Origin of the sequence: Pseudomonas sp. J380 (assembly GCF_009827115.1) — a bacterium.
GTDB lineage: Bacteria > Pseudomonadota > Gammaproteobacteria > Pseudomonadales > Pseudomonadaceae > Aquipseudomonas > Aquipseudomonas paracarnis.
In genome coordinates, this window is the sequence record NZ_CP043060.1 from 3,129,120 (window position 1) to 3,150,765 (window position 21,646).

Sequence of the window (21,646 nt, forward strand, 5' to 3'; positions counted from 1 at the left end):
TGAGGCTCAGTGTGGTACAGGAATCAAGTACGTGGGGGTCGCCATACCCCTGAAGAGGTTTGTACGAGCGGGAAATGGCTGGAGAATGATAGAATGAGAGGACTGGACAGGGTGATAGGAGGCTTGATGATCGATACTTGCAACATGCCGCCAGTTTTGCATTCCTGACCGGGCTTACAAGGTTTGCCATGCTCGGTGGGACTTTTCATGTCGTGGCAGCAGTCTTGCCCCATACCATCCATCATCGCCATGCCCATGGTTTTCATCGGGCATGGTTCAATCGATGTCTGAACACCCGCCATCCCGCTGAGGGGAAGCGCCAAGCTAATCAGGAAAATTAGGCAAAACCGCAGGTAGCGTTTCATGAGCTGGAGTGTAGACGGTGCAAATGGCCCTTACAATTCACCCTTGAGACTCCTTAGTCGGCCATCACCAACCGCTATGCCGCGCTCATTTCCATGACCGGGCTTAAAGTACCTAACCATGCGACTAGACAAATAATGATGACTGCCATTGAAAATTCGAGCTTCATGCTACGGCGCAAGGCATTGACCGCGACAGCATAGTCTCCATTTCGAACAGAACGTTCCAAGAGCGGGCTTAGGTGAAAACGGTTGAGCGTCGCTAATACGATCATCCCGGCAAAGAGCAGGACCTTCAAAAATAGCAACTCGCCATAAGTGCTGAGCATCACCTCATCGAGATTTGGCCCAACGATAAATAGGTAGTTCGCCACTCCCGTAATGCTGATGATCACTACAATCACCGCGCCGGCCGATTCAAACCCTGTCAGTACCCGAGCAAGAATTCGTGCTTCTCGCTCACCTTTCAGTGATTTCAAACGCAGCAGCAGGGCAAATGCCGCTAGCGCACCCAACCAACCGCCTGCGGCCAAAAGATGGAAGATATCGCTAATAAAGTGCCAGTAGCGACGGCTCCCCTCGTCCATTGCTCCGTGCCCTGTCCATGCCAGCGTCGCTAGCGCAATCGCGCCACAGACAGTGACAATCCAAAGACTCAGTGTTGGAAAGCGCTTGTTCAGGGAAACGCCAATAATGGCCGTCACCAACGCCCCTATTCGGACCATCCAGGTCAAACCGACGTCAGTCCCCATGAGAACCATTTGAAAGATATGGTGATGTAGCTCCATGAAACCCGACACGCCACTCATTGCTTTCGCAAGTAACAACATGGCGGCAAGGGACAGAGCTACACCTACAGCAGAAGTACTGTAAAGAAGCGACTCAAAATTCAAAACTGTTCCCGATATTCTTTCTTTTCCCCTGAGGCTATAAAGACCAAAAATTGCCAGTCCAAATAACAGCATCAGGTCGAAATAAAGAGCAAAGCGAACAACGATATTTAATGAGTCGCTCATGAATCATTTCACTTTGAAAGAAAAGTTGCCGGTAATCGGGTGAGTGTCCGAGGAAACGGCACGCCATTCGACTTTGTAAGTACCCGTGGTCAATGGCGATGCGGGTGTAATAACCATCGTCTTCGGATCACCGCCACCTGCCACGTTAGCTTTTACGCCCATAGGTGAATTCGGCATACCAGGCATATCGGTCATAATCAGCTTTGCACCAGAGAACTGAGTCGTTAGATTCTCAGAAAAGTGCAGTTCGATTTTAGACGGAGCCGCCGCATCCGATCCTTCAGCGGGAGTAGAAGAAACCAGCTTTGGATGCGCCTGAGCAACTGCACTCAGAAGCAAACCCGCAGTCAGCGCAACAGCTACGGTGGTAGTTTTAAGGAATGACATGCAAGACTCCTGACAGCAAAAGCTGTTGGTTCTAGGTTTTTAGGGAATATCTAGTTTTTTACTTTTTGACGCTCGTTAAAACCACTGACGAATACCTAGCAAATTCCGTGTTCTAGGGCCGGCTGGACAGGGAGGAATCACAAGATTTCCAACGTCACAGTGCGAGTACACGATGCCACATGAACGCAAACTGTTCGATTACATTTCAGTCAGCTTGGGGCGGGTTTTTGGCACTGATCTGCCCGGATACGGCGCCAAATACGCGACTTTCTTTGGAACGCTCCAAGAGTTTTCTCTCATCCAAAAACGATCCTATTGAGCTAACCACATGTTGCCTGCATACATATGAACAAGGTGTCTTAGACCTTTCTTGCATCAGCACATGGGAGTTCAATATGAAAGGCTGTTATTCCGTTTAACGACGTACACCATATTTTTCCGTCATGCGCTTCAATGATAGATCGAGTAATCGATAAACCTAGCCCTGCATTACTTGGACTTCCTTCTCTGCGAGCTGGGTCCACGCGATAAAATCGATCAAACAGCTTTTCAAGATGCTCGGACGCAATGGGCTCTCCCGGGTTCTCCACAGAGACTGATATTGAAGTTCCTTTCTGCCGAATATCGACAGTAATACACTTTCCTTCGGGGGTGTACCGGAGCGCATTTGAGAGCAGATTAGAGATGGCCCTGTCGAGCATGAGTACGTCACCTCGGACGCTACCCCTGCCTGTGACCTTCAGGTCGATCCCTCGCTCATCAGCCAGCAAACGGTAGTACTCGAGTAATTTCTCTACTACTGCTACCAGGTCAATCGGTTTGTTTTCATGTGTAATTAGACCGTTATCTGATTTCGCTAGAAAAAGCATGTCATCAATCATACGTCCCATACGTTTCAAGTCATCAAGATTTGAGTACAGATTGTCCTCGTAGTCCTCAATATTTCTTTTTCTAGATAAAATCACTTCAGTGTGAGTCATCAAATTGCTAACGGGTGTCCGTAATTCGTGAGCAATGTCCGCAGAGAAGTTCGATAAACGAACAAACGCATCGTCCAGTCTAGATAACATTGCGTTGAACGAGAGCACCATCTGCTGGAGCTCTTGGGGAACGGGACCTAATGGAATACGCTCTTTGAGCGATTTAGCTGACATCGAAGCTGCTACCTGAGTGACTAGGCGAATAGGTCGTAGTCCACTACGCGCTACCATCCAGCCCAGTGCAGCACTGACCAGCGCGCTTATCACCAGTCCTATCCAAAACCATCGTTCAAGCGTCTCGAAGAAGGCCATATGTTGAGTAACATCAAAGATCAACATCACTGTCAATGGCTTGTCCTGCCCCGTCACTATGGCTTGCGCCGTCACGCCTCGAAATATCTGCTCCTGGTCTCGCCACTCCCAGACATTGCTGTTTGTGACCGTTCGGAAGTCTTCAGGAACTACGATCGGACCTGGGTCAGCAAACAGGAGCTTACCGTCACCATCGATGATAAGAGCTGTCAAATCACGATGAGCACCAAGCAGTGCCTCCAGCTCAGGCTTAACATCACTGAATTGATCAATGCTGTTCAACCCAGTCAAAATTCTTTGCGTCGAGTGAAGCTTTTCGTTCAGCGCCTGCTGATCCAGCATCTTGAAATGATGCCGGCTGAGGTTGTTAAAACTGAGTCCAGCGACGGTGAGCACAGCCGTTACAGCTAGCATGAACATCAGGCTCATGCGCGTAGTCAGGGACATTCGCTTCATTCCGACCCCGTCCCCGAATCCGGCGCATCCAGCATGTACCCCATGCCTCGAGAGGTGTGGATAAGCTTGACCTCAAAATCATCATCAATCTTTGCTCTGAGCCTCCTGACAGCAACCTCGATGACGTTAGTATCGCTGTCAAAGTTCATGTCCCAGACCTGGGAAGCAATAAGCGACTTGGGCAGAACCTCACCTCGACGACGGAGCAGCAATTCGAGCAACGCAAACTCTTTGGCCGTTAGATCTATACGTTTGCCTGCGCGGATAACCCTGCGTTTGAGGAGGTCCACCTCCAAATCAGCCAATTTCATATGGGTTTGGGAGGGGGCAGTGGTACCTCTACGCAGCAGCGTTCTGACGCGAGCCAGCAATTCAGAAAATGCGAAGGGTTTGATCAGGTAATCGTCAGCCCCCAGCTCAAGTCCTTTTACCCGATCCTCAACTCGGTCTCGCGCCGTGAGGAAAAGCACAGGGACATTTTTTCCGGATGCTCTCACTTTCTGAAGTACTTCCCAGCCATCCAGCCCAGGCATCATCACATCGAGAATCAGCAGGTCATACGCCTCGCTCAAGGCGTGCTGAAGCGCGTCTTTGCCATTGGTAAAACGATCAACATTGAACCCCGCCTCGGTGAGTCCTTGCTGCAAATAAATACCTATTTTGGGTTCGTCTTCCGCAACCAGAAGTCTCATGGGGATGGCTCTCGAATAATTGTGAGGCTGAGTCTGCAATGAAATGCCTCTGCCAACCAGCAACTGACAGAAAAGTAATATTGGCTTCAGGTAGATGTCAGCGAGTGCTGTCTAGGGTTCGAGCATGAGTACTTTCTGGTGCTCGACCGACTCTTAACCATGAAAGCTAGAGGAGCCGGAAAACAAATCAAAAAGGAGCTTCCTCATGAACCGTTTAAAAGTCCTATTCTTTGCTAGTTCGATACTCATCTCAGCATCTGCGTTGGCTGAAGGTGGTGCAGATCGGATTATGGAGCGCATGGAAAGCCTGCGCGATAAAGCCGAAGCGACCTTGGTACAAGCTGAAAAAGCTCCTGAAGGGCAGCGCCATGTTCACATGGCCGAGCATATGAAAATACTGGGCGAGATCATGGGCCAGCTTCATCTAGATCATCCAAAAGCATCAATGTCACCTCAGGAACATCTCGCCTGGATGGAAAAACACGACGCCATGGTTGATGACGTTTTGAACCAAATGCAGCGCGAGCACAAACTGATGCTTTCTGAGAACCATCAGTAACCGAATAACTCCTACGGGGCTCTCTGAACCGCCCACTAGACACGGCGTCATCTGGGCGCCGTGTTTTCTCAGGAAAACTGACAGAAATGTAGTGTTCAAGTCAGTTAACGCTCAGCTCTATCCCTTTAGCATAGCTAGTATTTTCCACTGGCTCTCGAGGTCACCATGAAAACTAAGCTCATTACTCCAGTTATTGCGGCAATCACCCTACTCCTCGGCGCTACGGCGATGGCCAGCGTAGGTCATGGGAAAGAGGATATCGGTCAGCCTGGAGTCGCCTCAGAGGTCACTCGCACGGTTGATGTAGAGATGGGTGATATTTTCTTCAAAACTAAAAGCATCGACGTAAAGCCCGGTGAAACGGTTCGCTTTGTACTTCACAACAAAGGGGCGTTGCTGCACGAGTTCAATATCGGCCAAGCCGCTGCTCACGCGGCGCACCAAAAAGAAATGGCGAGCATGTTCCAGAATGGAACGCTTACACCCACCGGAACTGGAAAAATGTGGGGCAACATGGGCCATAGCATGGGAGGCATGAAGATGGTTGGAATGGAACACAACGACCCGAATAGCGTGCTGATCGAGCCAGGGGCAACCAAGGAGTTGATCTGGACCTTCAACAACACAACTGGACTTCAATTTGCCTGCAACGTGCCAGGTCATTACCAGTCGGGGATGGTCGGTCAATTTGACTTGAAGTAAGCCTGAACCGACCGCTAAAACCGCGTCGACGCAAGAGTTCGCTATGCTCTGAGGCAGAGATCAGAGCAACACGCTCACACACGGGGTCTAGATCATGGATAAGCATCAGCATCCGGCTGGAAGCACCTCCCCACCATTTTGGAGGCGCAAAACAGGCGTTGTACTGATCATGCTCATTGCGATCGGTGCCTTTTACGGGGTGCGGGAACATTTCACCCACGTTTATCCGTATTTGCCCTACCTCATCCTGTTGATCTGTCCATTGATGCATTTTTTTGGACATGGACATGGCGGACATGACCATGGCGATCAGGCAGGAACCAACAAGGAAGAGAAATAGCTATGCCCACTCCACCGAGCCACCACGATCACGGTCCCGCCCACGCTGCCTCACCCAATGACGGTGGTCTACGCGACCCGGTGTGCGGTATGGCGGTTATACCTCCAAGTAAATTTGGCGAGTCTTACCAAGGACAGACGTATCAATTTTGTAGCCAGAAATGCCAAGAGAAATTTCGGGCAGATCCAGAACGCTACATTGGTAATCATCCCAGCGCTGAACCCAGCAGCGCCGCTATAGAGCCCACGCTACAGGTAGCCACTGAGTTTACCTGTCCTATGCACCCGGAAATAAGACAGCCAGGGCCCGGCAATTGCCCTAAATGTGGCATGACATTAGAGCCCGTCATGCCCGCGCTTGATGACGATGACAAACCCGAGCTCCTGGATTTCACCCGCCGCTTTTGGTGGTCGCTGCCTTTAACCGTAATGGTGGCCCTTCTAGCCATGGCGGGTCACTCATTACAAATCTTCCATGGTTCGGTTCAAAACTGGATCGAGTTCGCTCTTGCCACTCCGGTCACCTTATGGGCAGGTTGGCCCTTTTTTGTAAGAGGCATAGCATCCGTTAGAAATCGCAGTCCAAACATGTGGACTCTGATTGGTTTAGGTACTGCCGCAGCCTATCTTTACAGCGTCGCGGCAACCCTATTTCCCCAAAGTTTTCCCACCACCTTCATGCAAGATGGACGCATCGGCGTCTACTTCGAAGCCGCTGCGGTCATCATCTCGCTCACCTTGCTTGGGCAGATTCTTGAGCTCAAAGCACGGTCACAAACCTCCGCCGCCATTAAGTCCCTTCTTGGCCTATCTCCCAAGACTGCACGCAGGATCAACGCCGATGGTCAGGAGGAAGACATTCCTCTTACCCATGTTCACTTGGGAGACCATTTGCGGGTCAGACCTGGTGAAAAAGTGCCAGTTGATGGCTCTGTACTCGAGGGAGAAAGTGCGGTGGATGAATCCATGCTCACTGGTGAACCTGTGCCGGTCATGAAAAGAGCAGGGGATAGTCTGATCGGTGCCACGCTTAATACTCATGGAAGCTTGGTGATGGAGGCGCGAAAGGTCGGCGCTGACACCATGCTGTCGCAGATAGTACAAATGGTCGCACTAGCCCAACGCTCCAAAGCGCCCATGCAACGAATGGCCGACTCGATCGCCGGCTACTTTGTGATGGCGGTTATCGCGATTGCGTTGCTGACCCTCATAGGTTGGGGACTGTTCGGCCCGGAACCCAGCTGGGTCTTCGGCCTGATCAACGCTGTCGCCGTGCTTATCATCGCTTGTCCCTGTGCTCTGGGTCTGGCAACGCCCATGTCGATCATGGTTTCGACGGGTAAAGCCGCCAGTATGGGTGTGCTGTTCAGAGATGCCAGTGCCATCGAAAACCTTTGCAAGATCGACACACTGATTGTCGATAAAACGGGAACCCTGACAGAGGGACGGCCGGTATTTCACAGTGTGGAGGCCACACCAGATTTCAACCCACGCGATGTGCTTCAACTGGCCGCTAGCCTTGATCAAGGCAGCGAACATCCTTTGGCACACGCCATCGTCGATCACGCCCGAACTGAAAATATTGCGCTCACCAAGCCTGAATCGTTTGAGTCCGGCTCAGGGATTGGGGTGAGTGGTCTCGTTGATGGCAAGAAAGTACAGCTGGGCAACACTGCACTGATGGAAGCTGCCGGCGTGAGCACAAAGGTCTTACAAGAACGTGCAGAGTTGTTGCGCCTTGAAGGCATCAGCATCATCTATCTAGCAGTTGACGGGGTCTTGGCAGGATTACTAGCGGTCTCAGACCCGATAAAACCGACCTCTAAAGAAGCAGTCACCAAGCTTAAGGCTGATAACGTAAAAATCATCATGGCCACGGGAGACGGGCTCACCACCGCACGTGCTGTCGCCAAGGAGATGGGTATTGAAGAGGTTCATGGTGAAGTGAAACCTCAGGACAAGGAGCGCCTGGTGGCGGACCTCCAGCAATCCGGTCGAAAGGTTGCCATGGCCGGCGACGGTATCAACGACGCACCGGCCTTGGCGCGAGCAGATGTGGGCATTGCCATGGGTACAGGGACTGACGTCGCGATGAATAGCGCGCAGCTCACGCTGGTAAAAGGCGACCTGATGGGGATTTTACGGGCACGGGCACTTTCGGTTGCAACGGTAAAAAACATGCGGCAAAACTTGGGGTTCGCCTTCCTTTACAACTCAATGGGTATTCCCCTCGCCGCAGGCCTGCTCTATCCACTGACGGGGCACCTTCTGTCTCCAATGATTGCTGCGTTAGCCATGAGCGTCAGTTCTGCGTCTGTAGTTTTCAATGCTTTGAGGCTGAGGAATACCCGAATTGAATGAGCGTAACCGATGCTCACAGCCCGCTATACATAACTCTTGACCTTACCGTGGTGTCAACGTTGATCTTGTTGTTGCGGTGAAAATAGACTGCTCAGCACAAGAGGAATAACCATGTTCGTCTTAAACGTATCAGGCATTGGTTGCGGTAGCTGCGTCAGCAAAATCACCAAAGCAATTCAGTCACTGGACAGCGAGGCTATGATTTCCGTGGATCGCGCAGCAGGTAAGGTAAGCGTTGAAAGCAGTGAAAACCCAGAGCAAGTCCGTAAAACTGTCGAAGCACTCGGTTTCCCTTCCCAAATCAGCGCCTGAGGCGCTGATTCCCTCGCTGGGTAAAGTTTATTATTCACCTCGCAGAGCTTTAAGTAGCCCCTTAAATGCTCCATTTAATCTAGTAAAGGCGGTTTCGAAATGAATTTCATTTTCCGTATACTTTGCGACCTCGACCTGTTGATCCACAGTATTTTGATCAATGGAAGGTTGGTTCGGCGTACTGTAAAGCAAAGCACCGCCGTGAATATCACTTACTAATTCGTTTACGGCAATATGTTTTGGGTTTGTTGTTTTTAAAGAGAACGGAGTAGCCAAACCTCCTTTTGTTTGGCTAGCCAGTACAGCAGAAAAGTCCAAGTCCCTGGCCTTAAAGTTAGGAGTGTCGGCATTAGCGATATTATTGCTAAGTACCTCAGCTCGTTGGCTGCGAAAACGTAATGCTCTTTCTGCGGAGCCAAGCGCTTTGTCAAAATTAATACTCACCGGTGGCCACCTTTAGTTACGCTGCCATTTAATTCCCACCTATCGAACACTCAAGTGCTTAACGTAGTGCGTCCGAGCCGATGTATGATTTCAGCGAAAAACTCAAAAAACGCCACGCCATCGTGCAGTGACCGGAAACTTACAACGCCGCACAGGTAAATTTTAGATGGTGGATGGAGGTTATGTGTCGTTGGATAGCTTAGACCTTACGGACTAATCACTCTGCATCTCAAGAGAAATATCGCAACCTGACACAACTGTAATATTGGCCTAAGCTTCCTGACAGGGGATGAGTCTTATAGTCCTATTGAGCCTCAAGCTCACCCCCTAGAGTCAACGACTGATGTGGATTCAGGGGTCACCAATAATCATCCGAGGCCCCCCAAATGAACCCTATCAAAACCTTGTTCGTCATCGCGGCTCTGACCGTCTCTTCTTTGGCTATGGCTGAAGGGGGTGGTGACCGGACTTTCGCACGCATGGAAGTGGCCAGGAATAATTCGATGGAATCGTACCGAGTAGCTCAAACGCAAAATGCCCAACATCCCGTCGCTGAAAGCAAAGCCAAGGCGATGGATCACAAGAATTGCTAAATAGCTAGCCCTCCAAGCTGACAGAAATGTAATCACTGCGGTGGTTTAAATGTGGCAATTTCTGAGCTCGCTTGCCGTAAGAGTTTGTCTTTTGTGACGGTGGGCAAAGCTGATCCGGGCAACTCATGATCGGTTGTTTCGCACGGCTTCCCTTTTGACTGATTGGAAATAAACGGCATGCATTCCAAAACCTCTAGACGGACATTCGTAAAAGGCTTGGCCGCTGGTGGCATTCTCGGCGGCTTTGGCCTTTGGCGCACTCCAGTATGGGCGGTGACAAGTCCAGGTCTGCCGAGCGTACTCACCGGCAATGAATTTGATCTGTTTATTGGTGAAACACCTGTAAACATTACCGGCTCGCCGCGAACAGCCATGACCATCAATGGATCATTGCCAGGACCTTTGCTGCGTTGGCGCGAAGGAGAGACAGTCACCCTGCGTGTAAAAAACCGCCTGGACCAAGACACCTCAATCCATTGGCACGGGATCATTCTGCCGGCCAATATGGACGGTGTACCTGGCTTGAGTTTCCATGGCATCGCACCCGACGGCATGTACGAGTACAAGTTCAAGGTTCATCAGAATGGTACGTACTGGTACCACAGCCACTCGGGCTTACAGGAGCAGGCAGGGGTTTACGGGCCAATCGTTATCGACTCGAAAGAGCCTGAACCTTTTCAATACAACCGCGACTATGTGGTGATGTTGACTGATTGGACCGATGAAGATCCTAGTCGCGTCATGGCCAAGCTTAAGAAACAGTCGGGCTACTACAACCACCATAAACGCACCGTTGGTGATTTTATCGACGATGTCAGTAAGCAAGGTTGGTCAGCTACAGTAGCTGACAGGAAGATGTGGGCTGAAATGAACATGAGCCCAACCGACCTTGGAGACGTCAGCGCAGATACTTACACCTATCTCATGAATGGCCAGGCGCCAAACGGTAACTGGACCGGTATTTTCAAGCCGGGTGAGAAGCTACGACTACGCTTTATCAACGGCTCGGCGATGAGCTATTTCGACGTCCGCATTCCTGGTTTGAAAATGACCGTTGTGGCCGCCGACGGCCAACACGTCAACCCAGTGAGTGTTGACGAATTCCGCATCGCCGTAGCTGAAACGTATGACGTGATCGTAGAGCCTGCCAGTGAAGAGGCTTACACCATCTTCGCCCAGTCTATGGATCGGACGGGTTATGCACGCGGAACCCTCGCTCTTCGTGAAGGGCTAGTTGCTCAGGTACCTGCTATAGATCCACGTCCAATCGTCACTATGGATGACATGGGGATGGGCGGTATGGCTGGTATGGACCATGGCAGCATGGCTGGTATGGGCGGCGCAGAGAAGACACCAGGTGACATGTCCGGCATGGCGGGCATGGCGGGCATGGACCACAGCAAGATGACCGGTATGGACCAAAGTGACATGACCGGGATGACCGGCATGGACAGCGGTGACATGACTAACATGGCGGGCATGGATCACAGCAAGATGGCTGGGATGGGCAATGGTGATATGTCAGGGATGGCTGGCATGGGTGGTATGGGTGGAGAAATGCAGACACACCCTGCCTCTGAAACCAACAATCCCCTGGTTGATATGCAAGCCATGAATCCAACGCCAAAGCTAAGTGATCCGGGCATAGGCTTGCGGAACAATGGTCGTCGAGTGCTCACTTACTCCGACTTGAAAAGCACTTTCCAAGACCCTGACGGCCGCGAGCCAAATCGTACCATCGAGCTTCATTTGACCGGTCACATGGAGAAGTTTTCGTGGTCGTTCAACGGCATCAAATTCTCTGACGCCGAACCGCTGCGCCTGAAGTATGGCGAGCGTCTGCGCATCACCTTGGTGAACGACACCATGATGACACACCCCATCCACCTTCACGGCATGTGGAGTGACCTTGAGGACGAGAACGGCAAGTTCATGGTGCGCAAGCACACGATCGATATGCCACCAGGTACCAAACGCAGCTATCGAGTCACCGCTGATGCCTTAGGCCGTTGGGCATATCACTGTCACCTGCTTTTCCATATGGAAATGGGCATGTTCCGTGAAGTACGGGTTGATGAGTAAAGGAGACGATCTGTGAGCACATACCGAAATCGTAATTCCCTCGTGGGTTGCCTCTTTGCCGCTGTCCTGCTGGGTGGACTCTCGTCCACGGTGCTGGCAGAGGAAAATGGCAGCGACCATTCAACCACTGTTCCTGTTACAGCAACGGACAAGCCAGCAACGGCAAACGATTCGAAGCTAGATCACGGGGCGATGGACCATAGCCAGATGAGCCATGAGTCGATGGATCATGACCAAAAAACCAAAAAGGCAGATTGAGATCATGACCAGTAAGTTTTTACGCCCAACGCTGATGGCACTTGCAGTCTCTACCGGTCCAGCATTCTTTTTCATGGCTCAAGCCGCTGAAGAGATGGATCCGTCGATGGCGATGCCATCAAGTGCGGACGCAAAGTCTTCAACTGCACAAAAATCCAAACCCGCCAAACCGAAAGATGCCGCGATGGATCACTCCAAGATGGACCACGGCTCAATGGGAGCCATGGACCATAGCAAGATGGGGGCTATGGATCACAGCGATAACGGGCAAATGGACGGTATGGAAAGCATGGATGGAGGGGCGACTACCACAAGCCGAACCCCAATCCCCGTACTTACCGACGCTGACCGGGCCGCCGCTTTTCCAGACTTACCAGGCCATGGTGTGCACGATAAAAAAATTAACTCGTTCATCCTCCTGGATAAATTTGAGTACCAAGACGCTGACAACGGTAGTGCGCTGGCTTGGGATGCAAAAGGGTGGATCGGCGGTGACGTCGATCGCCTATGGTTGCGTTCGGAAGGCGAACGTACCAATGGCGTAACCGAGAACGCTGAACTTCAGGCTCTGTGGGGACACGCCATCGGTCCTTGGTGGGATGTCGTCACCGGCATTCGACAAGACTTCAAACCTGGGTCACCTCAAACATGGGGAGCGCTCGGTATTCAGGGCATGGCCCTCTATAACTTTGAAGCTGAAGCGACTGCTTATATTGGTGAGAACGGTCAAACCGCAGCTCGGTTTGAAGGCGATTACGACATCCTGTTGACCAATCGCCTGATCTTGCAGCCGACCGCCGAAGTAAACTTGTACGGGAAAAATGATCCTCAGCGCGGCATAGGATCTGGATTGGCCAACACCGAACTAGGCCTGCGGTTGCGCTACGAAATTACTCGTCAATTCGCACCCTACATTGGTGTTAGCTGGAATCGCTCATATGGTAAGACGGCTGACCTAGCCAGCGATGAAGGGGAAAAGACAAACGAGGCCCGGTTTGTAGCTGGTATTCGGATGTGGTTCTGAGCGATTTGAGCACTAGCCCTACGAATTCAAATGATCGGGGAGTTGGCTCCCCGACTCTAAAGTAGATCCTTCAATGTAACCTTTGCAGCGGCATGAACGCTTGAGTGGGGTTCTATTGCTTCGTAGAACATCTCGCCGTCTCCAAGGGAAAAGGAAATATTCATGACAGGTAGCTTCCGACTTTCAAGTCGATTTCTGCGTATTGCAACATTCGCTGCGCTGTTCATCGGCTCAACGGCTCAAGCGGCGCAGGCCCTGACCATCGATGTGCATCGAGATGCAAACTGCGGATGCTGCAAAAAATGGATTCAGCATCTTGAGGCCAATGGCTTCACCGTCATTGATCATGTAGAAACCAACATGAGTGCTGTCAAACAAGATCTAGGTGTCGCTCCACGACTCTCGTCTTGTCACACTGCGATGATCAACGGGAAGTTTGTTGAAGGTCATGTGCCAGTTGAGCAAATAATTGCGATGAGTAAGCGTGACGACCTTCTCGGGATCGCTGCTCCTGGAATGCCAGCAGGTTCTCCAGGAATGGAAGTCGACGGAGTACATGAGACCTACCAAATAATCGGCCTGACCAAAGCCGGCGTAGATCAGGTCATTGCTGAATACCCCGCAAACTAATCCCACCTCATCCATTCGGCCACAGCATGGTCCCAGCTCATGGCCATGCAGCGGGACATGCTATGTTGATTTCATTCTCAAGCAATACGCAAAGGACGATCAGCAACAAGCTGTAAAGGCGCGCCTGCGCCGAATCGGATAACCCCGTACCGCTGTCCTCAATAACAATTTGAGATGACGCCATGCTCCGTCTGCTGACAAGCACTGCGCATCTGACCACGATAGTGCTAAGTTCGGGTGGCGTTGCCACTCAGCTTGCCTTTCCGAATCTGGACATCTGTCTCGGCTGAAAGCGTAGAAAAGTTAAATTACAGTGGTTTGAGAGTTCTTTTTTTGCAGGCTTTTCAGACGCAGGGTCGCGCGTTGTACAGCGGCCATTTTTTCTGGACGCTTCATTCGTTTCCATTTTCTGATGTCTTCCTTGGTGCGACCGCAGCTGACGCACAGTTCGCTGTTCAACTGGCAGACAGAAGTACACGGATTCTCGATGTCCTTGGCCATTGGTCAATTCCTCGGCGAACTTATGCGAACTACGGGCTCATTGCTAAGCCTGAACGGCGACCTGATCGGGTGAAACAGCGCCCGGCTTCGTGCGGTACTCAACTGTCAGATGAGTGATCTCATGAACTGTCGCAAGCCGTTCTCGTATGTTTTGTGCATTCACTGCTGGGCTGCCTAGAACACTCACAATAGCGGCGCGGGCTTGCGGCCCTACCTGCCAGACATGAAGATCTATGATCGAAGCATCTCCCTGTCGCTCAACCAGTTCACGAATCTCTTCAGCGACATGATCATCTGTCTGGTCTAGCAATACACTCGCAGTCACCCGCATCAACGACCAAGCCCAGCGTGCGATGACAACTGCACCCACAATCCCCATTGCAGGGTCGAGCCAGACCCAACCAAGGTAACGACCAGCAAGCAGTGCTGCGATGGCCAGAACCGAAGTCAGTGCATCTGCAATGACGTGAATATAAGCAGAGCGCAGATTATTGTCATGATGTGCATGGTGAGATTCATCTTGGCCGTGGTCATGCCCATGGTGATGATTATGACCGCCAGACAGCAAAAGCGCGCTCACCACATTCACTGCTAATCCGACAATTGCGATAAGAGTCGCTGTCCCGAATTGCACTTGAGTCGGTTGAAAGAGACGAAATAGCGACTCTCCGGCAATTCCCAAAGAGACCAGTCCCAAAATCAGAGCAGATGCGAAGCCACCCAAGTCTCCAACCTTGCCAGTTCCAAAACTGTAGCGAGCATTTGAGGCATGTCTTTTTGCGTAACCGTAAGCAGCTGCGGCTATGCCAAGTGCTCCAGCGTGTGTTGCCATGTGAAATCCATCAGCAAGCAACGCCATTGAGCCAGTGAGATAACCTGCGGTGATTTCAGCAACCATCATTACGACGGTCAGAGCCACTACCCACAAGGTTCGCTTGGCGTTTTCTTCATGTGATTTCCCCAGGAACATATGGTCGTGGGAATAGTCGGTGTACGAATTACTCATCTGGGCAAATCCTATTTGGAATAGCGGCGAATGGCTTCGAGAAGCTCATCGACGCCTTTCGCTCTTTCTTCGTTGCTGAGTGTCGGATTCGCAACGTGTTCACGAGCGTGGTCTTCGATAATTTCATCCATCAGCCCATTGATAGCGCCACGGGCAGAAGCGACCAAAAGCAGGGTTTTCGAGCAGTCATCATCAGAGTCGAGTGCTCGCTCAATCGCCTGGACTTGCCCAGCGATTCGCTTTACACGCTTAAGAAGATTGTCTTTGCTTGATCTCATATGACCCATACCATACCCCCCCTACCTATATTGAGAGTATGTTCACACGTTCCAATCAGCCATACAACCCCAGGGACGCTCGCCGCCGGGATGGATATACCAACAGTTTCTTCAATCGTAACCGTCCGGCCAGCACCCTCTCCTGACAGCCCTCCAAATTGGCCAAGATAGTGGACACCATTTTTTAGTGGACACTATCTTGGATACAGTTGCCCCAGCCCGTCGAGCCGGTCGCCGCCCCAACTTTCCGCTGGACTTTAAACGCCAAGTCGTCGAGGCCACCTTCCAGCCTGGCGCCTCCGTGTCATTGATCGCTCGCGAACATGACGTCAATGCCAATCTGGTCTTTCGCTGGCGGCAGCAATACCAAGAAGGGCTATTCGGCCCGGTCAGCCAGAGTGCTTCGTTTTTGCCAGTCCAGGTGATCGAGGCGCCAATGGATCTGCCGCCAGTCTTCCAGCCACAGGCAGAGTGTCATTCCGAGATCGCAGTTGAGGTAGGAAAAGCCAAGTTGCGTATCACCGGAGCACCAGACCCGCAGACGCTGCAACTCGTCTTGCAGCAGTTAGTGCGATGATTGCCCCTCCCGCTGGAACCCGTATCTGGATCGCCGCTGGCGTCACGGACATGCGTCGTGGCTTCGACGGTTTGGCGGCCATGGTGCAGACTCAACTGGAAGCCGATCCCTTCTCCGGTCAGATCTTCGCCTTTCGCGGACGGCGTGGTGACCGGATCAAACTGTTGTGGTGGGATGGCGACGGCTTGTGCCTGTTTTGCAAACGGTTGGAGCAAGGACGCTTTGTCTGGCCGCAAGCAACCAGCGGCAGCGTGTCGCTGACGACCGCGCAGTTGTCGATGCTGTTGGAGGGCATTGATTGGCGCCGGCCAATTCGTACAGCACCCGTCCTCGCGGTCTGACTTGCCGCGCTGAAAAAATCCCCAGTAATATTCGGGCATGACCCTCGTGACCGACTCCCTGCCGAATGATCTTCAAGCCTTGAAGGCGCTGATCGCTGCCCAGCACGCAGAGATTGAGCGCTTGAAGATGATGATCGCCAAGCTGCGTCGTACGCAGTTCGGTCGCAGCTCCGAGCAACTGGAAGCGATGATCGACCAGCTCCAGTTGAGCCTTGATGAGCTGCAAATCAGCCAAGCCGAAATGACACCTCCAGTCGAGCCGGCACCTCGCGCAGTTTCGCGCCGTAAACCATTGCCTGAACACCTACCTCGCGAAACCCACGTTCATCAGCCCGAGTCGCAATGCACTGGCTGCGGTGGGACGCTTCGCCATTTAGGTGAGGATGTGTCCGAAGTGCTGGAGTACGTTCCGGCACGTTTCAAAGTCATTCGCCATGTCCGTCCGAAGTGGGTTTGCCGCTGCTGCGAGCACTTCGCCCAGGTGCCGGCACCGAGTCGCCCGATCGCCCGAGGTCTTGCCGGCCCAGGGTTGTTGGCCCATGTGCTGGTCTCGAAGTTTGTCGATCATTTGCCGTTGTATCGGCAGTCCGAGATCTACGCCCGTGAGGGCGTGGAGCTGGAGCGCTCAACCCTGGCCGACTGGGTTGGCCAGAGCAGTCAGTTGCTGCGACCACTGATCAACGCCCTTGAGCACCACGTCATGAGCGGACACAAAGTCCATGCCGACGACACGCCGATTGGCGTGCTCGCGCCGGGCAACGGCAAGACCAAATCGGCGCGCCTGTGGACGTACGTGCGGGACGACCGACCTACGGGGGACGCGACACCGGCGGCGGTCTGGTTTGCCTACTCGCCGGATCGCAAGGGGCAACATCCCCGCGCGCATCTCAAGCGCTTCAGCGGGATCTTGCAGGCGGACGGCTATGCCGGTTTTGCTCAACTATATGCCACGGGCACCATTGAGGAAGCGGCGTGTTGGGCTCACGCCCGGCGCAAGTTTTACGAGGTCTACAAAGACCTGGCTTCACCACTTGCCGCCGAGGCGCTGCAACGGATTGCGGCCCTGTATGCCATCGAAAGCGAGATTCGAGGGCAACCGCCCAACCTGCGAAAAGTGGTTCGGCAAAGCCGAGCCAGTCCGCTGCTGGAACAACTCCACGCGTGGCTCAACCAGACGCTGACTCAACTGTCGAAAAAATCGGCATTGGGCGGTGCGATTCTCTATGCCCTCAATCGGTGGCAGGCCTTGGTGCGCTATTGCGATGACGGGCGAATTGAGATCGACAACAACGCTGCCGAACGCGCGCTACGTGCTGTCGCGCTAGGCAGAAAAAATTATCTGTTCGTCGGTTCCAACGCCGGCGGCGAACGAGCGGCTGCGATTTACAGCCTGGTGGGTTCAGCCAAACTCAACGACCTGAACCCGCAAGCCTATTTGACACACGTGCTGGAGCGCATCGCCGACCACCCGATCAATCGGGTCGACGAACTGCTGCCCTGGAACGTTTCTCTCGCCTCCACGGAACTCTGCGAGGCCGCCTGATCCATGGTCAAAACTGTTCGCTTGCCAAAACCCGAACCTGATTTGTTGCTACTGCACATTGAATTGAAGTGGATCGAACCTGCCATCTGGCGCCGTGTGGCGGTGCCCGAGAACATCACCTTAGGCAAATTGCACGCGGTGATCCAGATCGCAATGGGCTGGCACGATGACCATCTGCATGAGTTTGAAATAGCTGGTGAGAGTTACGGTATTCCCGACTCCGATGGATGGGGGCCTCCCGTGAACTCGGAGACCCGCAAGACTCTGATCAAAGCGTTGAACGGGAAAAGGACATTCCGCTAGGTCTATGACTTTGGCGATGGCTGGGATCACCGGATCAAAGTCGGAAAGAGAAATCCGATGCCCACTCCGTAGGACATTGAGTCGAAATCCAATCACGATGTTCTCATTGGAAGGGTCTGCAACAGATGTCGATTAAGCTCCTGGCCCACGCCGAACGCCTCTTGGACGCTTACGATAGTCAATCCTTGATGCTTGGAGGCCCAATCTTCTGCCGCTGGGATAGATGCGAAGAAATGCACATGGCAACAGAAGGACTGACGAACGTCGGCCGCCTCCTGCGGCAATACCAGTGACACTGCCACGTCGGCAGGTTCAACAGCCTGTATCTCGCTGGGTGAAACCGTAAGCGAAACGGGTGCTCCAGTTGCAGCGCAATGCGACGAGACGCGAGCTGTACGGCCGATTAACGCCGGGAGCATCAGGGTGTCCAGCGCGCACCAGGCATACAGCCGGCGGTTGTCAATTTCCAAGACATGCGACGTCTCGCGCAAGGTGAGGACATAGCCGATGATGTTCCCATCGTTGTCGTATTCGGTACTGGTGGCTTGTTCGAGCACAGCCGCCACTTGCTCAGCGGGCCAGCCAAGAGTCCTGGCAAGCGTAGTTCGCGAAATCGGGCGTCCCTTGGCAAGTTCACCCAGTAGCGCGACCAAGAACTCCGCAAAACCTTTGGGCCGGTTGGTCGGGGTGAGACGTTCGGCGATCTCGGTAATGTAGCGGGCAAATTTCATGGTGCTCTCCATTCATCCAGCGCAGCAGGACAATTGCTTTACGTCCTTGGTGAAAGTCTGCGCCGCGAGCTTCAGGCCCTCGACCATGGTTAGGTAGGGGAACAACTGGTCGGCCAGCTCCTGCACGGTCATGCGGTTGCGAATAGCCAGCACCGCCGTCTGAATCAGCTCGCCCGCTTCCGGGGCCACCGCCTGCACGCCGAGCAACCGACCAGAACCCGCTTCGGCGACCAGCTTGATGAACCCTCGCGTGTCGAAGTTGGCCAGCGCACGCGGCACGTTGTCCAGGCTCAGCGTGCGACTGTCGGTTTCGAGGCCTGCGCGCTGTGCTTCCGCTTCGCTGTAACCGACGGTGGCCACCTGCGGATCGGTGAACACCACCGCCGGCATGGCATCGAGATTAAGCGTAGCTTCGCCGCCGGTCATGTTGATCGCCGCACGGGTGCCAGCCGCCGCCGCGACGTAGACGAACTGCGGCTGGTTGGTGCAGTCGCCGGCTGCATAGATATCCACTGCGCTACTGCGCATGCCCTGATCGATCTGAATGGCGCCGCGTTCATCCAACAGTACACCCGCCGCTTCCAGGTTCAGGCTTTGGGTGTTGGGCGTGCGGCCGGTGGCGACGAACAGTTGGTCGGCGCGCAGTTCACCGTGGTTGGTGGTCAGTACGAATTCGCCGTTGGCGTGGGTCACCTGACTGGCTTGTGTCTGCTCAAGCACGTCGATGCCCTCCATGCGGAAGGCTGCGGTCAGCGCCTCGCCGATGGCCGGATCTTCGCGGAAGAACAGCGAGTTGCGCGCCAGGATGGTGACGCGGCTACCCAGCCGGGCAAAGGCTTGCGCCAGCTCCAAGGCCACCACGGATGAGCCGATCACGGCGAGCCGTTGCGGAATACTGGCGCTGGCCAGTGCCTCCTCCGAGGTCCAATAGGGGGTGTCTTGCAGCCCGCGAATCGGCGGCACGGCCGCACCGGCGCCGGTAGCGATCAGGCAGCGGTCGAACGCGACTTCGCGCCCGCCCCCCTCGACCAGTTCGACGCTGAGCGTGTGGCCGTCCTGGAAGCGAGCGGTGCCACGCAGCACGGTGATGGCTGGTGTGCTCTCCAGAATGCCTTCGTACTTGGCGTGACGCAGTTCGTCGACAAGGCCTTGCTGTTGCGCGAGCAGCCGCTCGCGCAGGACGGTCGGCGGCGTGGCGGGCATTCCGTCATCGAACGGACTCTCGCGGCGCAAATGAGCCACATGCGCGGCGCGAATCATGATTTTCGACGGCACGCAGCCGACGTTGACGCAAGTGCCGCCGATGGTGCCGCGCTCGATCAGAGTGACGCGGGCGCCGGCTTCCACCGCCTTCAAGGCGGCCGCCATTGCCGCACCGCCGCTGCCTATGACTGCAATGTGTAGCGCGTCGCCGTTTTTGCCGACCTCGGTGTCGCTGCGCAACCAGCCCAGCGCCTTATCGAGCTGGCCGGGGCGCGGTTGTAGCGAGGCGACTTCGAACGACGCTTGATACCCAAGGGCCTCGACGGCGGCTTGCATTTGTTCACGGCTGACAGCCGCGTCGGCCGTCATTTCGGCCTTCCCACCGGCGTAGGAGACGTCCGCCCGGTGCACGCCGGAGATTCCCTCCAGAGCATCTCTGACGCGGTCGGCACAGGAGGCGCAGGTCATACCGTGGATTCGCAGTGTGGTCATAGCGTTTACTTCCTCAAATGGGTCTCTTTGCGGCATTACTGTTTTGGCTGTGGTGGGCAGGCACCCGGGGCGCAACGGGGGTGGGCGGGCGACACGAGATCCCAGATCGAGCCCCCAAGCATGAGGGCCAGACCGATATAGAGCAGCCAACCGCTCCGCCAGCCATAAGCCCGCATCAAAAACACCGCAGCCAAGACCAGGACAGGGCCTATCAGGCCGAGTGCAGTTCGCTGCCACTGCCGATGTTTGAGCCAGCCAAGGGAATTGACGAGCAGCGCCAGGGCCGCAAACAAGGGCAGTAGCGTGGTGATGAACAGGCCTTCCCACTGGCTCAAAAAGCCCAGACCGATTGCAGCGCCTAAGCTAGCCAGAGCAGGAAAACACGCGGCGCAGCCTAGGGCTGAAACCAGCACACCGACGGAACTGGCTTTGTCACCGATCCGCGTGAACAGATTGAGAGGATTTCTCATTGGTATTTCCTCCTATTGCTTGATGGTAGATGGATAGCCGGCATCCTCGGTCGCCTTGGTCAGGGCCTCGGAGTTGGTCTTGGCATCGTCGAAGGTCACGATGGCTTCGCGTTTCTCGAAACTCACCTCGGTCTTGGTCACGCCCTCGACCTGGGTCAGCGCTTTCTTGACCGTGATCGGACAGGCGGCGCAGGTCATGCCCGGTACCGACAGGGTGACGGTTTGGATGGCGGCCCACACCGGGGAAACCACGGCAATGAGCGCGAGAGCGGCAAACAGCTTTTTCATGGGAGACTCCTGCCTGATCAGTAAAACAACGGGAGGATGTAGGGGAAACCGAGCGCGACCAGCACGAGTGCCATCACGAGCCAGAAAATGAACTTGTAGGTAGTTCGTACCTGCGGAATTGCGCAGGTCTCACCGGGTTTGCAGGCTTGAGCCGGGCGGAAAATGCGCCGGTAAGCGAAGAACAGCGCCAACAATGCCGCGCCGATGAAAAACGGGCGGTAGGGCTCCAGAACGGTGAGATTACCGATCCAGGCGCCGCTGAAGCCCAGGGCAATTAGCACCAGCGGGCCCAGGCAGCAGGTGGACGCAAGGATCGCCGCCAGACCTCCAGCGAGGAGTGCACCACGGCCCTTTTGTGATTCAGACATGGGTTCAACCTTTCGAATGTTTGATCGATGGGTTAA

General features: G+C 54.0%; 27 protein-coding genes and 1 pseudogene. 14 read left to right on the forward strand and 14 right to left on the reverse strand.

The window, feature by feature from the left end; all coding sequences use genetic code 11:
• Positions 1-23 precede the first annotated feature (23 nt).
• The 5 genes from FXO12_RS29010 to FXO12_RS14205 all read right to left on the reverse strand — a co-directional run bounded on the left by FXO12_RS29010 (position 24) and on the right by FXO12_RS14205 (position 4,205).
• Complete coding sequence (locus FXO12_RS29010; protein ID WP_073844967.1) at positions 24-365, reverse strand: hypothetical protein; 342 nt, start codon at positions 363-365, stop codon at positions 24-26.
• Positions 366-439: 74 nt separating this feature from the next.
• Entirely contained in the window at positions 440-1,378 is a 939-nt protein-coding gene (gene copD / locus FXO12_RS14190) for a copper homeostasis membrane protein CopD (RefSeq protein WP_008437423.1), read from the reverse strand.
• A 3-nt stretch (positions 1,379-1,381) separates the two neighbouring features.
• Positions 1,382-1,765 (reverse strand): copper homeostasis periplasmic binding protein CopC, encoded by a 384-nt coding sequence (copC, locus tag FXO12_RS14195; RefSeq protein ID WP_008437424.1) that lies wholly within the window; start codon positions 1,763-1,765, stop codon positions 1,382-1,384.
• A gap of 359 nt (positions 1,766-2,124) precedes the next feature.
• Positions 2,125-3,513, reverse strand: coding sequence for a copper resistance membrane spanning protein CopS (copS, locus tag FXO12_RS14200; protein WP_008437425.1), 1,389 nt, complete (start codon positions 3,511-3,513; stop codon positions 2,125-2,127).
• Complete coding sequence (locus FXO12_RS14205) at positions 3,510-4,205, reverse strand: heavy metal response regulator transcription factor (RefSeq protein ID WP_008437429.1); 696 nt, start codon at positions 4,203-4,205, stop codon at positions 3,510-3,512. Before FXO12_RS14205 ends, copS begins: the two co-directional genes overlap by 4 nt.
• A gap of 205 nt (positions 4,206-4,410) precedes the next feature.
• Here FXO12_RS14205 and FXO12_RS14210 point away from each other — a divergent pair, with 205 nt between their 5' ends.
• The 5 genes from FXO12_RS14210 to FXO12_RS14230 all read left to right on the forward strand — a co-directional run bounded on the left by FXO12_RS14210 (position 4,411) and on the right by FXO12_RS14230 (position 8,478).
• Positions 4,411-4,764 (forward strand): co-regulatory protein PtrA N-terminal domain-containing protein, encoded by a 354-nt coding sequence (locus tag FXO12_RS14210; protein ID WP_008437430.1) that lies wholly within the window; start codon positions 4,411-4,413, stop codon positions 4,762-4,764.
• Between the two features lie 165 nt (positions 4,765-4,929).
• Positions 4,930-5,466 carry a plastocyanin/azurin family copper-binding protein gene (locus tag FXO12_RS14215; RefSeq protein ID WP_008437431.1) on the forward strand — a complete coding sequence of 179 codons (537 nt, stop codon included), beginning with the start codon at positions 4,930-4,932 and terminating at the stop codon, positions 5,464-5,466.
• A gap of 94 nt (positions 5,467-5,560) precedes the next feature.
• Positions 5,561-5,806 (forward strand): DUF2933 domain-containing protein, encoded by a 246-nt coding sequence (locus tag FXO12_RS14220; protein WP_032899631.1) that lies wholly within the window; start codon positions 5,561-5,563, stop codon positions 5,804-5,806.
• A gap of 2 nt (positions 5,807-5,808) precedes the next feature.
• Complete coding sequence (locus FXO12_RS14225) at positions 5,809-8,166, forward strand: heavy metal translocating P-type ATPase (RefSeq protein ID WP_024073349.1); 2,358 nt, start codon at positions 5,809-5,811, stop codon at positions 8,164-8,166.
• Between the two features lie 111 nt (positions 8,167-8,277).
• Complete coding sequence (locus tag FXO12_RS14230) at positions 8,278-8,478, forward strand: heavy-metal-associated domain-containing protein (RefSeq protein ID WP_008437435.1); 201 nt, start codon at positions 8,278-8,280, stop codon at positions 8,476-8,478.
• Between the two features lie 30 nt (positions 8,479-8,508).
• On the opposite strand, the gene flgB is transcribed toward FXO12_RS14230, so the two are convergent.
• Complete coding sequence (gene flgB, locus FXO12_RS14235; RefSeq protein WP_008437437.1) at positions 8,509-8,922, reverse strand: flagellar basal body rod protein FlgB; 414 nt, start codon at positions 8,920-8,922, stop codon at positions 8,509-8,511.
• 386 nt (positions 8,923-9,308) lie between these two features.
• On the opposite strand from flgB, the gene FXO12_RS14240 reads away from it, so the two are divergent.
• The 5 genes from FXO12_RS14240 to FXO12_RS14260 all read left to right on the forward strand — a co-directional run bounded on the left by FXO12_RS14240 (position 9,309) and on the right by FXO12_RS14260 (position 13,509).
• Complete coding sequence (locus FXO12_RS14240) at positions 9,309-9,515, forward strand: co-regulatory protein PtrA N-terminal domain-containing protein (RefSeq protein WP_019821302.1); 207 nt, start codon at positions 9,309-9,311, stop codon at positions 9,513-9,515.
• A 177-nt stretch (positions 9,516-9,692) separates the two neighbouring features.
• Positions 9,693-11,597 carry a copper resistance system multicopper oxidase gene (locus tag FXO12_RS14245; RefSeq protein WP_008437439.1) on the forward strand — a complete coding sequence of 635 codons (1,905 nt, stop codon included), beginning with the start codon at positions 9,693-9,695 and terminating at the stop codon, positions 11,595-11,597.
• A gap of 12 nt (positions 11,598-11,609) precedes the next feature.
• Complete coding sequence (locus FXO12_RS14250) at positions 11,610-11,855, forward strand: hypothetical protein (protein ID WP_024073347.1); 246 nt, start codon at positions 11,610-11,612, stop codon at positions 11,853-11,855.
• Positions 11,827-12,879, forward strand: coding sequence for a copper resistance protein B (locus tag FXO12_RS14255; RefSeq protein ID WP_008437443.1), 1,053 nt, complete (start codon positions 11,827-11,829; stop codon positions 12,877-12,879). Before FXO12_RS14250 ends, FXO12_RS14255 begins: the two co-directional genes overlap by 29 nt.
• 162 nt (positions 12,880-13,041) lie before the next feature.
• Positions 13,042-13,509 carry a DUF411 domain-containing protein gene (locus tag FXO12_RS14260; RefSeq protein WP_008437448.1) on the forward strand — a complete coding sequence of 156 codons (468 nt, stop codon included), beginning with the start codon at positions 13,042-13,044 and terminating at the stop codon, positions 13,507-13,509.
• A 303-nt stretch (positions 13,510-13,812) separates the two neighbouring features.
• Here the strand turns inward: FXO12_RS14260 and FXO12_RS14265 are convergent, their stop codons facing one another.
• From FXO12_RS14265 to FXO12_RS14275, 3 genes are read right to left on the reverse strand one after another with little or no spacing between them, the layout of a single operon-like run.
• Positions 13,813-14,010 carry a DUF1289 domain-containing protein gene (locus tag FXO12_RS14265; protein WP_008437450.1) on the reverse strand — a complete coding sequence of 66 codons (198 nt, stop codon included), beginning with the start codon at positions 14,008-14,010 and terminating at the stop codon, positions 13,813-13,815.
• Between the two features lie 43 nt (positions 14,011-14,053).
• Complete coding sequence (gene dmeF, locus FXO12_RS14270; RefSeq protein WP_160049707.1) at positions 14,054-15,016, reverse strand: CDF family Co(II)/Ni(II) efflux transporter DmeF; 963 nt, start codon at positions 15,014-15,016, stop codon at positions 14,054-14,056.
• 11 nt (positions 15,017-15,027) lie between these two features.
• Positions 15,028-15,303, reverse strand: a complete 276-nt coding sequence (locus FXO12_RS14275; protein ID WP_024073346.1) for a metal/formaldehyde-sensitive transcriptional repressor — start codon at positions 15,301-15,303, stop codon at positions 15,028-15,030.
• A 271-nt stretch (positions 15,304-15,574) separates the two neighbouring features.
• Between FXO12_RS14275 and FXO12_RS29015 the strand changes: the two are divergent.
• The 4 genes and pseudogenes from FXO12_RS29015 to FXO12_RS14295 all read left to right on the forward strand — a co-directional run.
• Positions 15,575-15,671 (forward strand): annotated as a pseudogene (locus FXO12_RS29015) (transposase); the annotation flags it as partial.
• Positions 15,672-15,867: 196 nt separating this feature from the next.
• On the forward strand, positions 15,868-16,212 hold the full coding sequence (tnpB, locus tag FXO12_RS14285; RefSeq protein WP_003425037.1) for an IS66 family insertion sequence element accessory protein TnpB: 345 nt from the start codon (positions 15,868-15,870) through the stop codon (positions 16,210-16,212).
• A gap of 37 nt (positions 16,213-16,249) precedes the next feature.
• A complete protein-coding gene (locus tag FXO12_RS14290; protein WP_003425038.1) occupies positions 16,250-17,755 on the forward strand; it encodes an IS66 family transposase in 1,506 nt (501 codons plus the stop codon).
• 3 nt (positions 17,756-17,758) lie between these two features.
• The gene (locus FXO12_RS14295) at positions 17,759-18,058 is read left to right on the forward strand and encodes a plasmid pRiA4b ORF-3 family protein (RefSeq protein ID WP_003425039.1); all 300 of its coding nucleotides are present in this window, start codon (positions 17,759-17,761) and stop codon (positions 18,056-18,058) included.
• A gap of 92 nt (positions 18,059-18,150) precedes the next feature.
• Here the strand turns inward: FXO12_RS14295 and merB are convergent, their stop codons facing one another.
• The 5 genes from merB to merT are packed head-to-tail and all read right to left on the reverse strand — an operon-like array spanning position 18,151 to position 21,610.
• Complete coding sequence (gene merB, locus FXO12_RS14300) at positions 18,151-18,789, reverse strand: organomercurial lyase MerB (RefSeq protein ID WP_003425042.1); 639 nt, start codon at positions 18,787-18,789, stop codon at positions 18,151-18,153.
• Between the two features lie 12 nt (positions 18,790-18,801).
• Entirely contained in the window at positions 18,802-20,484 is a 1,683-nt protein-coding gene (gene merA, locus FXO12_RS14305) for a mercury(II) reductase (RefSeq protein ID WP_003425044.1), read from the reverse strand.
• A 35-nt stretch (positions 20,485-20,519) separates the two neighbouring features.
• A complete protein-coding gene (gene merC / locus FXO12_RS14310; RefSeq protein WP_003425046.1) occupies positions 20,520-20,954 on the reverse strand; it encodes an organomercurial transporter MerC in 435 nt (144 codons plus the stop codon).
• Positions 20,955-20,966: 12 nt separating this feature from the next.
• Positions 20,967-21,242, reverse strand: a complete 276-nt coding sequence (gene merP, locus FXO12_RS14315) for a mercury resistance system periplasmic binding protein MerP (RefSeq protein ID WP_003425048.1) — start codon at positions 21,240-21,242, stop codon at positions 20,967-20,969.
• A gap of 17 nt (positions 21,243-21,259) precedes the next feature.
• Positions 21,260-21,610: a mercuric ion transporter MerT gene (gene merT / locus FXO12_RS14320; protein ID WP_003425049.1), complete on the reverse strand. Its 351-nt coding sequence runs from the start codon at positions 21,608-21,610 to the stop codon at positions 21,260-21,262.
• Positions 21,611-21,646 lie beyond the last annotated feature (36 nt).